Genomic DNA, 13,552 nt, shown 5'->3' with positions numbered 1-13,552 from the left:
AGCCAATGTCGTCATCTATTCGTAAATCCAACCATTCAGACGCATTGACCCGCCTGGCTCAAGCCATTGCGGTGGCCGTATCCGCAACTCTGGCGGGCTGCCAAACCAATAATTTCGCTGCACAATCCACCGTGCAACCCAAACCCGTATTTGCTGCCAAGATCAAGCAAAAACCCCTTTGGCTCTCAGAGAAGCCAAGCCCGCAGGTACCCCAGGATGTCTGGGAACGCATGCGCCAGGGGTTCCAATTGCAGGATGGTGTGGGCGTCAACCCGCGTATCGAGCAACAGCGCCTGTGGTTCGCCAGCAACCCATCGTTCCTGGAGAACGCCGGCGAACGCGGCAGTCTCTATATTCATTACATCGTAGAACGCCTGGAAGAACGCAACATGCCCCTGGAGCTGGCGCTGCTGCCAGTGATTGAAAGTGCCTACAACCCAATGGCCTATTCACGCAGCGATGCGGTCGGCCTGTGGCAGTTCATTCCCTCCACCGGGCGCTACTTCAACCTGCGCCAGACCCGCGCCTACGATGGCCGCCGCGACATCACCGCCTCCACCACTGCTGCCCTGGACTATCTGACACGTCTGCATGACATGTTCAACGGCGACTGGTTGCTGGCCCTGGCAGCCTACAACGCGGGCGAAGGCACGGTCAGCCGGGCCATCGAGCGCAACGAGAAGCTTGGCCTGCCCACCGACTACTGGAACCTGCCGCTGCCCCAGGAAACCAAGGACTACGTGCCTAAGTTCCTGGCGCTGTCCCAGGTGGTGCTGGCCCCCGAGGCCTACGGCGTCAACCTGAACCCGATTGCCAACACGCCGTACTTCGAAATGGTTGAAGTCAAGCAAAGCATGGACCTGTCCCGGGTCGCCGCGCTGGCCGAGATCGACGAAGACGAACTGTTCCAACTCAACCCGGCCTTCAAGCAACGCACCACCCTGGACGGCCCCCAGCATTTGCTGGTGCCCACTTCCAAGGCGCAATTGCTGGCCAGCAGCCTGTCCTCGATGAACCCCGAGGAACTGTTGAGCCTGCGCCCGAAAAAACCGGTGTTTGACGAAGTCGAGCACAAGGCCGTGGCCGGGCGTTCGCGCAGCTACAAGGTCAAGAGCGGCGACAACCTGACGCTGATTGCCAAGGCCAACAAGGTCGATGTGCATGACCTGCAGCGCTGGAACAAGCTCAATGGCCAGGCCTTGAAAGTCGGCCAGACCCTGGTGATGCAGGACACCCGCAAAGTCGTGGCCAAGGCTGGCGGCAAGAAGCCGGTGCAGTACAAGGTCAAGAAAGGTGACTCGCTTTACATGGTTGCCAAGCGCTTCAACGTAGAGATGCAACATCTCAAGCGCTGGAACCCACGCACTGGCCAGGCGCTGAAGCCGGGGCAGATGCTGGTGGTTTCCGGACCACGCTGACCCCTTGTGGGAGCGGGCTTGTGTGGGAGCTGGCTTGCCTGCGAATGCATCTACGCGGTGTGACTGATTCACCGCGGCACTTGCATCGCAGGCAAGCCAGCTCCCACATTGGGTCCGCGCACCACTCAAGATTTCGCCGGGCCTGAAAATGGCCTTTTCAACAGTCTTTTTCCAAGTGGAACAAGCTGTTACTGTACCGATCATAAAGCCCAAGCCGCCCGGATCGGATCTCTGACTTGAAGCGTTCCCTCCTTCTACTAATAAGTCTGGCCTTGAGCTTTTCCGCGAACGCGACCATTACCGAGAACCACGGTTATGCGCAGTTCGGTACGCTCAAGTACCCGGCCAAATTCACCCACTTCGATTGGGTAAACCCCGCAGCGCCCAAGGGCGGTACCTTGCGGGTCATGGCGTTTGGCACGTTTGACACCCTCAACCCGTACACCTTCAAGGGCTCAAGCCCGGTTTCCACCGCCAATTTCCTGCAATACGGCGTCAATGAGCTCAACGAGCCGTTGATGGTCGGCACCGGCCAATACGCCCCTTCCGGCGACGAGCCCACGTCCAGCTATGGCCTGATTGCGCAATCGGTGGAGTACAGCGAAGACCGCAGCTGGGTGGTGTTCAACTTGCGCCCGCAAGCGCGGTTTCATGACGGCAAGCCCATCACCGCCGACGATGTGGCGTTCTCCTACCGCACATTGCTGACCGAAGGCCATCCGCAGTACCGCACCAACCTGCAGGAAGTGGCCCGGGTAGATGTGCTCAACCCCCACCGCATTCGTTTTGTATTCAAGCGCGCCGGCAACCCGCTGTTGATCCTGCGCCTGGGCGAACTGCCGGTGCTGCCCCAGCACTACTGGAAGCACCGTGACTTCAAGGCCACCACCTTCGAGCCGCCGCTGGGCAGCGGGCCCTATCGGATCAGCCAGGTCCAGCCAGGCCGGCAATTGGTGTTCGAGCGGGTCAAGGACTACTGGGGCAAGGACCTGCCGGTCAATCGCGGGTTCTACAACTACGACAAGGTCGAGGTGGAGTTTTACCGCGACAGCGACGTGGCCTTCGAAGCGTTCAAGGCCGGCGAGTTTGATATCTACATCGAACACCAGGCCAAGAACTGGGCCAATGGCTACAACTTCCCGGCGGTCAACCGTGGCGAGGTGATCAAGGCACAGATTGCCCACCAGATCCCGACCCAAAGCCAGGGCCTGTTCATGAACAGCCGCCGCGCCACCTTCAGCCAGGCCAAGGTGCGCGAGGCACTGGGGCTGATGTTCGACTTCGAGTGGACCAACCGCACGCTGTTCAGCGGCGCCTATAAACGTACCTTGAGCTATTACCCCAACAGCGAATTCTCCGCCAGCGGCCTGCCGGTGGGCCATGAATGGCTGATGCTCTCGCCTTACCGCGAACAATTACCGGCCAATCTGTTTACCCAGGCATTCAGCTTGCCGCAGACCGACGGCCGCGGTATCCCCCGCGAAACCATGCGCCGCGCCCTCGGCCTGCTGGCCGAAGGGGGTTGGAAACTGTCCGGCCAGCGCCTGCTCAATAGCGACGGGCAGCCGCTGCGTTTCGAAATCCTGCTGGTCAATCCGAACCTGGAGCGGATCCTGCAGCCCTATGTGGAGAACCTGCGCTACATCGGCATCGATGCGCGCTTGCGCACCGTGGATCGCGCGCAGTACAAGCAGCGCCTCGACCAGTTCGACTTCGACATGATCCTGATGACGCTCAACCAGACCCTCAGCCCCGGCCTTGAGCAGTGGCAGTACTTCCACTCCAGCCAGGCCGGGATCAAGGGCAGCAAGAATTACGCGGGCATCGCCAACCCGGTGGTCGACCACCTGCTGGAGCAGTTGCTCGCCGCGCAGACCCGCGACCAACAAATCGCCGCCGGCCGGGCCCTGGATCGGGTCCTGCTGTGGCAGCACTACAGTATTCCCAATTGGTATCTCAACTATCATCGCCTGGCGTACCGTAACCGGTTCGCCTTCGTGACCACGCCGCCCTACAGCCTGGGCCTGAGCGCGTGGTGGCTGAAAGCATCGGAGAAACCCCAATGATGGCTTTGCGTACTGCGATTATCAGTGGCCTGTTGTTGTGCACCCAGGCTGTAGCCGCTCCCCAACATGCCTTGACCCTGTATGACGAACCGCCCAAGTACCCGGCCAATTTCAAGCACGTCGACTACGTCAATCCCGACGCACCCAAAGGCGGCACCTTCCGCGAGTCGGCCATGGGCAGCTTCGACAGCCTCAACCCGTTTATCAGCAAGGGCGTGCCGGCGGATAACATCTCCCTGGTCTTCGACACGCTGGCCCAGCAAGGCCTGGACGAACCCATCACCGAGTACGGCCTGATTGCCGGCAAGATCGAAAAAGCCCCGGATAACAGCTGGGTGCGCTTTTACCTGCGCCCCGAAGCGCGCTTCCACGATGGCCATCCGGTGCATGCCGAGGATGTGGTGTTCACCTTTGACACCCTGATCAAGCAAGGCAGCCCCATCTACCGTACCTACTACGCCGATGTCGCCGAAGTGGTGGCCGAAGACCCGCTGCGGGTGCTGTTCAAGTTCAAACACACCAGTAACCGCGAACTGCCACTGATCCTCGGCCAATTGCCCGTGCTGCCCAAGCATTGGTGGGCCGGCCGCGACTTTGCCAAGAGCAGCCTGGAGATCCCCCTGGGCAGCGGCCCGTACAAGGTGGCCGAGGTCAAGCCGGGGCGTTCGATCCGCTACGAGCGGGTCAAGGATTACTGGGCCAAGGACCTACCGATCAACAAGGGGCTGTACAACTTCGATTACCGCATCAGCGATTACTACCGGGACAGCACGGTGGCCCTGGAAGCACTCAAGGCCGGGCAGTTCGACTATTGGCAGGAAACCACGGCGAAGAACTGGGCCAATGCCTACAACGTCCCGGCCGTCGCCGAGGGGCGACTGATCAAGGAAGAACTGCCCAACGGCAATCCCACCGGGATGCAGGGCTTTGTGTTCAATATCCGCAAGCCGATGTTCCAGGACGTGCGGGTGCGCAAGGCCATCAGCCTGTTGCTGGACTTTGAATGGAGCAACAAGCAACTGTTCAACGGTGCCTACACCCGCACCCGCAGTTACTTCGAAAACTCGGACATGGCCGCCACCGGCCTGCCCGGCCCCGCCGAACTGGCGATTCTCGAACCGTTGCGCGGCCGCATCCCGCCCCAAGCGTTCACCGAAGCCTTCGCCCCGCCGAAAACCGATGCCAGCGGCATGATCCGCAGCCAGCAGCGCGAAGCCTACCAACTGCTGCAGGAAGCCGGCTGGCGCATCGTCGACGACAAGATGGTCGACACCAACGGCAAACCGGCGAGCATCGAATTCATGCTATTCCAGACCGACTTCGAGCGCATCCTGCTGCCCTTCAAGCGCAATCTGGCGGACCTGGGTATTGAACTGGTGATCCGCCGGGTCGACGTTTCACAGTACGTCAACCGCGTACGCTCGCGGGATTTCGACATGATGGTCGGCAGTTTCCCGCAGTCCTCGTCACCCGGTAACGAGCAGCGTGAATTCTGGCAATCGAGCAGTGCCGACAACCCCGGCAGCCGCAATTACATCGGCCTCAAGGACCCGGCCATCGACGAATTGGTGGAACAGTTGATCAACGCCGACTCACGCAACAGCCTGGTGGCCCACGCCAAGGCCCTGGACCGGGTCTTGCAGTTTGGCTACTACGTGATCCCCAACTGGCATATCAAGACCTACCGCGTGGCCTACTGGAATCACCTTGGTCACCCCGAAGTCCCGCCGCGCTATGACGTGGGTATCAATACCTGGTGGATCAAACCCAACACGCCACCGGCAATGACACCGCCCACAGACACCAGCGCCGACCCGGCGAGCGGAGGCGACTGACATGCTGGCATATATTTTTCGCAGGTTGCTGCTGATCATCCCGACGCTGTTCGGTATTTTGCTGATCAACTTTGTCATCATCCAGGCCGCGCCCGGCGGCCCGGTGGAGCAAATGATCGCCAAGCTCGAAGGCTTTGAAGGCGCCACCAGCCGTATCGCCGGTGGCGGCGCCGAAGTTTCGGTGGCAGGTTCCAGCTACCGCGGGGCCCAGGGCCTGGACCCGACGCTGATCAAGGAAATCGAGAAAATGTACGGCTTCGACAAGTCGGCGCCGGAACGCTTGTGGATCATGGTCAAGAACTACGCCCAGCTGGATTTTGGCGACAGCTTCTTTCGCGATGCCAAGGTCATCGACCTGATCAAGGAGAAGATGCCGGTGTCCATCTCCCTCGGGTTATGGAGCACCCTGATCATGTACCTGGTCTCGATCCCCCTGGGGATCGCCAAGGCCACCCGGCATGGCAGCCACTTTGACGTGTGGACCAGTTCGGCAATCATCGTTGGCTATGCAATCCCGGCGTTTCTGTTTGCCATCCTGTTGATCGTGGTGTTTGCCGGCGGCAGTTATTTCGACTGGTTCCCCTTGCGCGGGCTGACGTCCAACAACTTTGACGAACTGAGCTGGGGCGGCAAGGTCCTCGACTACTTCTGGCACCTGGCACTGCCGGTCACGGCCCTGGTGATCGGTAACTTCGCCACCATGACATTGCTGACCAAAAACAGTTTTCTCGACGAGATCAACAAGCAGTACGTGATCACCGCCAAGGCCAAGGGCCTGACCAATCACCGCGTGCTCTACGGCCACGTATTCCGCAACGCCATGTTGTTGGTGATCGCAGGCTTCCCTTCGGCGTTTATCGGGATCTTCTTTACCGGCTCGTTGCTGGTGGAAGTGATCTTCTCCCTCGACGGCCTGGGGCTGATGAGCTTCGAGGCGGCGATCAACCGCGATTACCCGGTGGTGTTCGGCACCCTGTTTATCTTCACCCTGTTGGGCCTGGTGGTGAAACTGATTGGTGATTTGACCTACACCCTGGTCGACCCACGCATCGACTTCGAAAGCCGGGAGCATTGAGATGAACCTATCCCCCCTCAATCGCCGCCGCTTCGAACGTTTCAAGGCCAACAAACGCGGCTGGTGGTCGCTATGGCTGTTCCTGATCCTGTTTGGCCTGAGCCTGGGCGCCGAGTTGATCGCCAACGACAAACCGCTGGCGGTGCATTACGACGGCGACTGGTACTTCCCGGCGCTCAAGCGCTACCCAGAGACCACCTTCGGCGGCGAATTCCCCCTGGAAGCCAACTACAAAAGCCCGTATATCCGCGAACTGCTCAAGGCCAAGGATGCCTGGACGCTCTGGGCGCCGATCCCCTACAGCTACCAGAGCATCAACTACGACCTGAAAGTCCCGGCACCGGCACCGCCGTCGGCCGATAACCTGCTGGGCACCGATGACCAAGGGCGCGATGTGCTGGCGCGGGTAATCTATGGCTTTCGGGTTTCGGTGCTGTTTGCCCTGACACTCACCGTATTGAGCTCGATCATCGGCGTGGCGGCCGGCGCCTTGCAGGGTTTCTATGGCGGCTGGGTCGACCTGGCCGGCCAGCGCTTCCTGGAAATCTGGTCCGGTTTGCCGGTGCTGTACCTGCTGATCATCCTGGCCAGCTTCGTCCAGCCCAACTTCTGGTGGTTGCTGGGGATCATGCTGCTGTTCTCGTGGATGAGCCTGGTGGACGTGGTGCGCGCCGAGTTCCTGCGCGGACGCAACCTGGAATACGTACGCGCCGCACGGGCCCTGGGCATGCAGAACGGGGCGATCATGTTCCGCCATATCCTGCCCAACGCCATGGTCTCGACCATGACGTTTATGCCGTTCATCCTCACCGGCGCGATTGGCACCCTGACTGCCCTGGACTTCCTGGGCTTCGGCCTGCCCGCCGGCTCGCCGTCCCTGGGCGAGTTGGTAGCCCAGGGCAAATCCAATCTGCAGGCACCGTGGCTGGGCATCAGCGCCTTTGCGGTGCTGGCGATTATGTTGAGTTTGCTGGTGTTTATCGGCGAGTCCGCTCGCGATGCCTTCGACCCGAGGAAATGAGATGAACCAGGACAATCTGATCGAAGTCCGCGACCTCAGTGTCGAGTTCGTCACCGGCGAGCAGCATCAGCGCGTGGTGGAAAACATCAGCTTCGATATCCGCCGTGGTGAAACCCTGGCCCTGGTCGGCGAAAGCGGCTCCGGCAAATCGGTGACTGCCCACTCGATCCTGCGTCTGCTGCCCTACCCCCTGGCGCGGCATCCGTCCGGCACGATCGGGTATGCCGGGCAGGATCTGCTGACCATGAAAGAAAAACCCTTGCGCCAGATCCGCGGCAACCGCATTGCGATGATCTTCCAGGAACCGATGACCTCGCTGAACCCGCTGCACTCCATCGAGAAGCAGATCAACGAGGTGCTGGGCCTGCACAAGGGCCTGACCGGCAAGGCCGCGACCCTGCGCACCCTGGAGTTGCTGGAGCTGGTGGGCATCCCGGAGCCACACAAGCGCCTCAAGGCCCTGCCCCATGAATTGTCCGGCGGCCAGCGCCAGCGGGTGATGATCGCCATGGCCCTGGCCAACGAGCCGGAACTGCTGATCGCCGATGAGCCAACTACCGCACTGGACGTAACCGTGCAGTTGAAGATCCTCGAACTGCTCAAGGAGCTGCAGGCGCGCCTGGGCATGGCGCTGCTGCTGATCAGCCATGACTTGAACCTGGTCCGGCGCATTGCCCACCGCGTGTGTGTGATGCAACGCGGTTGCATTGTCGAACAGGCGTCTTGTGAGGAGCTGTTCCGTTCCCCGCAGCATCCGTACACCCAGGAGCTGCTGGCCGCTGAACCTAGCGGCGGGCCAGCCAGCAACGCCATTGGTCCACCGTTGCTGGAAGTCGACGACCTTAAGGTCTGGTTCCCGATCAAGAAAGGCTTCTTGCGCAGCACCGTCGATTACGTCAAGGCCGTGGACGGTATCCACTTCAGCCTGCCCCAGGGCCAGACCCTGGGCATCGTCGGCGAAAGCGGCTCCGGCAAATCCACCCTTGGCCTGGCGATCCTGCGGTTGATCGGCAGCAAGGGCGGGATCCGTTTTGAAGGCCAGCAACTGGACCAACTGACCCAACAACAGGTGCGGCCATTGCGCCGGGAAATGCAGGTGGTGTTCCAGGACCCATTTGGCAGCCTGAGCCCGCGCATGTGCGTCAGCGAGATCGTCGGTGAAGGCTTGCGCATCCACAAGATCGGCACGGCGGTGGAGCAGGAAGCGGCGATTATCGCCGCGCTCAAGGAAGTGGGGCTGGACCCGCAGACCCGCCACCGCTACCCCCACGAATTCTCCGGCGGCCAGCGCCAGCGCATCGCCATCGCCCGCGCCCTGGTGCTCAAGCCACGCCTGATCCTGCTGGATGAGCCGACCTCGGCCCTGGACCGCACGGTGCAGCGCCAGGTGGTAGAACTGCTGCGCAACCTGCAGGCCAAGTACAACCTGACCTACCTGTTTATCAGCCACGACCTGGCGGTGGTCAAGGCGCTGAGTCACCAGTTGATGGTGGTCAAGCAAGGCCAGGTGGTGGAACAGGGCGATGCCAAGACCATCTTCGCCGCTCCCCAGCATGCCTATACCCGGCAGTTGCTGGAGGCCGCGTTCCTGGTGCCGACCTCTCGCATCTGATTCAGGGGATCCTGTGGGAGCTGTCTCGCCCGGCGAGGCTGCGATAGCGGTGGGTCAGGCAACACACCGCTATCGCAGGCAAGCCAGCTGCCACATTTGATCTGTGCAGATCTGCAGGCAAAGTCTTTCGCAAAAGCAAACCAATATCATTTGCGCTGCCCGCAGCCCTTTGCTTTAATCGCGACCAATTCCTATTCACGTCATGGCGTCAGCGCCGGTTGGATATTGTGTCGACTTCCCCCACTTCATTCAGTCAGCTCTATGGCAGCCACCACTCGTGGCTGCTCGGCCTGCTGCGCCGACGCCTGAGCAATCGCTGGGATGCAGCCGACCTGGCGCAAGACACTTTTATCCGCGTGCTCAAACGCCCACCCGAGCAGGCCGATGCGGTGCGCGAGCGCTCGTACCTGGCGACCATCGCTCGGGGCCTGTGCATCGACCATTGGCGCCGCCGCCAACTGGAGCAGGCCTGGCTGCAAAGCCTCGCCGACCGCCCGCAAGCGATGCAACCCTCGCCGGAGCAGCGGGCGATCATCGTCGAAACCCTGTACGAGGTAGACGCCATGCTCGCGCGCCTGCCGCGCAAGGTCAGCGACGCCTTCCTGCTGGCGCAACTGCATGGCCTGACCTACAAGCAAATCGCCGTGCAATTGGGGGTCTGTGAGCGCATGGTGAAAAAATACATGGCCCAGGCGCTGTTGCACTGCGCGGTGCTGGAAGCCGAACTCGACGGGTTGCTCGTGGAATGAACCCCAGCGCAAAACTCAGCCACGCCAGCTTGCAGCAGGCAGCCCTATGGTATGTGCGCCTGCAAGACCCTCAGGGCGGCAACCAGGCACAACAGCATTGGCAGACCTGGCTTGGACAGAGCCCAGAGCATCAGGCGGCTTGGCGGTACGTCGAGCGCGTCAGCCAGCGCTTTGCGCCCCTGACCGACGAGCCCATCGGCGCCAGCCGGGCCCTGCGCGGTACCCGACGGCAAACCCTCAAGACGCTACTGGTGCTGGGTGTAGGTTCGGCATTGGCCTGGGGCACCTGGCGCGGCACCGCCCTGCCCCGGGTGGTCGGCGGCTGGAGTGCCGACTACGCCACGGCCAGCGGCGAGATCCGCGATGCCTTGCTCGGTGACGGCACGCATATCTGGCTCAACGCATTAAGCGCCATGGACGTGCGCTTCGATACACATCAACGCTTGCTGCACCTGCGTTTTGGCGAAGTGCTGATCGACACCGCCAAGGACCTCCAGCGCCCGTTCCTGGTCGACACCGCGCACGGCCGCCTGCGTGCCCTGGGCACCCGCTTCAGCGTGCTGCAAGGCGAGCACGATACCGCCCTCAATGTCTTCGATGGCCGGGTAGAAGTGCGTACCGCCGACGGCCAACAGGTGCGCATTATCGAGGCAGGGCAACAGGCGGTATTCGATCGCCACGCCATCCGCGGCACCAGCACGGCATCCGCCACCCGCGAGGCCTGGAGCCGGGGCGTGCTGCTGGCGGACAACCTGCCACTGGGCCAATTGATCAGCGAACTGAATCGCTACCGCCCCGGCCACCTTGGATGCGATCCGGCCGTAGCGCACTTGCCGGTGATGGGCTCATTCCCACTCAAGGACAGCGAGCACGCGTTGCAACTGCTGGAGGCCGCGCTGCCGATCCAGATAGACAAAGTGATGCCGTGGTGGGTCAGCGTGGGACCGAAAATACACGCCACCTGACTGCCTGGTTGTTGTGGTGAGGGGGCTTGTGTGAGGGGCTTTGTGGCGAGGGGGCTTGTCCCCCGTTGGACTGCGTAGCAGGCCCACTTTTGGGGTCGCTGCGCAACCCAACGGGGACAAGCCCCCTCGCCACAAAGCCCCATTGCCATGCGAATTGCGTTCCCCCAGTTCCCCTTTTCAACGTTCGTTCGGTTAACCCAGCAGACGCTTTCAAATTCGCCGAACCCCTAGGGAACCTTCCATGCCGCAACCCGCTGCTTTCACGCTGCGCCCTCTGGCGCTGGCTATCACCGCAACCCTGCTCTGCCTGGGCCCGCTTACCGTGCAGGCGACAGAAACGCCGGCAACCCAGGAAACCGCCCGCAGCTACAGCATCGGCGCAGGATCCTTGGTCAGTGTGTTGAACCGCTTTGCCGAACAGTCGGGGATTTTCATCGCCGGCCACAATAGCCTGGCGGCAGGCAAGACCAGCCCGGGCCTGAGCGGCAGCTACACCCCGGCTGCCGGTCTACAACGCTTGTTGCAAGGCAGCGGTCTGCAGGCCCAGCCCCAGGGCAACAATGGCTATGTGCTGGAACTTGCGCCGCTCAATACCGGCGAACTTGAACTGGGCGCTACCACTATTTCCGGCGTGGCACTGGGGGCCACCACCGAAGACAGCCACTCCTACACCACCGGCTCGATGGCCTCGGCCACCGGCCTGCCATTGTCGATCCGCGAGACCCCACAGTCAGTCACCGTGATCACCCGCCAGCAGATGGACGACCAGGGTTCCAACAACATCGCCGACACCCTGCGCCGCGCCCCTGGGGTCAGCGTGCAGAACTACGACAGCGAGCGCTGGGAATTCTCCAGCCGGGGCCTGCCAATCACCAACTTCCAGTACGACGGCGTCAACTCCACCTATGACGGCGTGTATGACTACGGCACCACCAGCACCGACATGGCGGTGTACGACCATCTGGAAATCATCAAGGGCTCGTCGGGCCTGATGAGCGGTTCCGGCGATCCCTCGGCCACGGTCAACCTGATCCGCAAAAAGCCCACCAAGGAATTCAAGGCCTCGGTGACCGGCACCGTGGGCTCCTGGGACAACTACCGCACCGAAGGTGATATCTCCGGGCCGTTGACCGAGTCGGGCAATGTGCGTGGGCGTTTTGTCGGGGTCTATCAGGATCGCTCGTCCTACCTTGACCACTACCAGAACACCAAGGACATTGCCTACGGCATCCTCGAAGCCGATCTGACCCCCGACACCCTGCTGACCTTCGGTATCGACCAGCAGGACACCCGCTCCCGTGGCGCCAGCTGGACCGGGTTCCCGATGTACTTCAGCAACGGCAATCGCACGAACTTCTCGCGCTCGTTCAACCCGGCCGCCGACTGGAGCCGCCGCGACTTCCAGAACCAGACAATCTTCGCCTCGGTCCAGCAAAAGCTGGCCAACGACTGGTCACTCAAAGTCAGCCTGGACCGCAAGCACAGCCAGCACGACACCCTGCTCGCCTCCGCCAGCGGCGGCAACCCGGACCAGGTCACAGGCGAAGGCATGTACATGTTCATGGGCAAGTACAAGGGCGACCAGGTGCAGAACACCCTCGACGTCAACCTCAGCGGCCCGTTCAGCCTGTTTGGCCGCGAGCATGAGTTGATCATGGGCTTTATGGCGACCCGCTCCAAACAGGACGTGCCGGTCTACGGTTCGGTCTACCCGCCGGTGGGCGGCAGCATCTATGACTGGCGTGGCGAATATGCCAAGCCGAACATTCCACGCAGCGGCCAGAACGACATTGTGCAACGCCAGACCGGCGCCTACCTGGCGACCCGCCTGAAACCTACCGACGACTTGTCGGTGATCCTCGGCACCCGCGTGAGCAATTTCAGCAACAACGACACCACGGATTTCTACGATCCGACCGCCACCGACGCGCGCACCAGTTACAAGCAGACCGGCGTGGTGACACCCTATGCCGGGGTGGTCTACGACCTCAACGATATCTGGTCGGTGTACAGCAGCTACACCAAGATCTACCGCCCGCAGAACACCAAGGACGCCGACCGCAAGCTGCTTGACGCGATTGAAGGCGACACCTACGAAGCCGGGCTCAAGGCGGCCTTTTTCGACGGCCGCCTGAATGCCAGCTTCGCCGCCTTCCGTATTGAGCAGGACAATGTTGCGCAATACGTCTCGGGCTTTGAAAGCGATTCGATCTACCGCCCGATTGCCGGCGCCACGACCAAGGGCTTTGAAGTGGAACTGGCCGGCGAAGTGCTCGACGGCTGGAATGTCTCGGCCGGCTATACCTACCAGCACACCCGTGATGCCAACGACGACTATGTCTACAGCTCCGTCCTGCAAACCACCACGCCGCAGCAGGTAGTGCGCCTGTTCAACGCCTATCGCCTGCCGGGGGCGCTGGATAAGGTGACGATCGGTGCCGGGGTCAACTGGCAGAGCGAGTTCTTCGGCAATGTGTTCCAGCCCAACCCGAATGACACGGTCAACTTCGGCCAATACGCGCGCATCACCCAGGACAGCTATTACCTGGTGGACCTGATGGCACGCTATCGCTTCAACGAGCACTTGAGCACCACGTTGAACGTGAAGAACGCCTTCGACAAAAAGTACTACACAGGCCTGGGCAACTTCGGTACCGGTTTCTACGGCGAGCCACGTAGCCTGCAACTGGCCACACGCTGGGACTTCTAACCCAACACAAACGTAGGAGCCGGCTTGCCGGCGCCTAGATAAGGTCGGCGGCGTATTTATGTGCAATCATCGAGGCCCTACAAGGCCCATTGGAGATTGCC

9 protein-coding genes are annotated in these 13,552 nt (G+C 61.5%); all 9 read left to right on the top strand.

The features are described from left to right. Positions 1–5: 5 nt before the first annotated feature. Positions 6–1,418, top strand: a complete 1,413-nt coding sequence (locus tag HKK57_RS22485; protein WP_029291374.1) for a lytic transglycosylase domain-containing protein — start codon at positions 6–8, stop codon at positions 1,416–1,418. A 236-nt stretch (positions 1,419–1,654) separates the two neighbouring features. Further along, the gene (locus HKK57_RS22480; RefSeq protein WP_029291373.1) at positions 1,655–3,484 is read left to right on the top strand and encodes an extracellular solute-binding protein; all 1,830 of its coding nucleotides are present in this window, start codon (positions 1,655–1,657) and stop codon (positions 3,482–3,484) included. Continuing rightward, complete coding sequence (locus tag HKK57_RS22475) at positions 3,481–5,319, top strand: extracellular solute-binding protein (protein ID WP_092236988.1); 1,839 nt, start codon at positions 3,481–3,483, stop codon at positions 5,317–5,319. The genes HKK57_RS22480 and HKK57_RS22475 overlap by 4 nt, the downstream gene beginning before the upstream one ends. Position 5,320: 1 nt before the next feature. Beyond that, positions 5,321–6,394 (top strand): microcin C ABC transporter permease YejB, encoded by a 1,074-nt coding sequence (locus HKK57_RS22470; protein WP_029291370.1) that lies wholly within the window; start codon positions 5,321–5,323, stop codon positions 6,392–6,394. Position 6,395: 1 nt separating this feature from the next. Beyond that, positions 6,396–7,415 (top strand): ABC transporter permease, encoded by a 1,020-nt coding sequence (locus HKK57_RS22465; RefSeq protein WP_029291368.1) that lies wholly within the window; start codon positions 6,396–6,398, stop codon positions 7,413–7,415. A 1-nt stretch (position 7,416) separates the two neighbouring features. Continuing rightward, positions 7,417–9,027, top strand: a complete 1,611-nt coding sequence (locus tag HKK57_RS22460) for an ABC transporter ATP-binding protein (protein ID WP_169390797.1) — start codon at positions 7,417–7,419, stop codon at positions 9,025–9,027. A 218-nt stretch (positions 9,028–9,245) separates the two neighbouring features. Beyond that, the gene (locus HKK57_RS22455; protein ID WP_169390796.1) at positions 9,246–9,776 is read left to right on the top strand and encodes a sigma-70 family RNA polymerase sigma factor; all 531 of its coding nucleotides are present in this window, start codon (positions 9,246–9,248) and stop codon (positions 9,774–9,776) included. Continuing rightward, positions 9,773–10,741, top strand: a complete 969-nt coding sequence (locus tag HKK57_RS22450) for a FecR domain-containing protein (protein ID WP_169390795.1) — start codon at positions 9,773–9,775, stop codon at positions 10,739–10,741. Before HKK57_RS22455 ends, HKK57_RS22450 begins: the two co-directional genes overlap by 4 nt. Before the next feature lie 241 nt (positions 10,742–10,982). Further along, entirely contained in the window at positions 10,983–13,451 is a 2,469-nt protein-coding gene (locus HKK57_RS22445) for a TonB-dependent siderophore receptor (protein WP_169390794.1), read from the top strand. Positions 13,452–13,552: the final 101 nt, after the last annotated feature.

Source organism: Pseudomonas sp. ADAK21 (assembly GCF_012935735.1).
Taxonomy (GTDB): domain Bacteria; phylum Pseudomonadota; class Gammaproteobacteria; order Pseudomonadales; family Pseudomonadaceae; genus Aquipseudomonas; species Aquipseudomonas proteolytica.
Note: the sequence above shows the minus strand (reverse complement) of the source record. Positions and strands in the feature narration are given on the sequence as shown.

What these genes read in the sequence shown, in the direction of transcription:
- HKK57_RS22485 (WP_029291374.1), top strand. Translation starts at nt 6, where the DNA reads ATGTCGTCATCTATTCGTAAATCCAACCATTCAGACGCATTGACCCGC.
- HKK57_RS22475 (WP_092236988.1), top strand. Translation starts at nt 3,481, where the DNA reads ATGATGGCTTTGCGTACTGCGATTATCAGTGGCCTGTTGTTGTGCACC.
- HKK57_RS22470 (WP_029291370.1), top strand. Translation starts at nt 5,321, where the DNA reads ATGCTGGCATATATTTTTCGCAGGTTGCTGCTGATCATCCCGACGCTG.
- HKK57_RS22465 (WP_029291368.1), top strand. Translation starts at nt 6,396, where the DNA reads ATGAACCTATCCCCCCTCAATCGCCGCCGCTTCGAACGTTTCAAGGCC.
- HKK57_RS22460 (WP_169390797.1), top strand. Translation starts at nt 7,417, where the DNA reads ATGAACCAGGACAATCTGATCGAAGTCCGCGACCTCAGTGTCGAGTTC.
- HKK57_RS22450 (WP_169390795.1), top strand. Translation starts at nt 9,773, where the DNA reads ATGAACCCCAGCGCAAAACTCAGCCACGCCAGCTTGCAGCAGGCAGCC.
- HKK57_RS22445 (WP_169390794.1), top strand. Translation starts at nt 10,983, where the DNA reads ATGCCGCAACCCGCTGCTTTCACGCTGCGCCCTCTGGCGCTGGCTATC.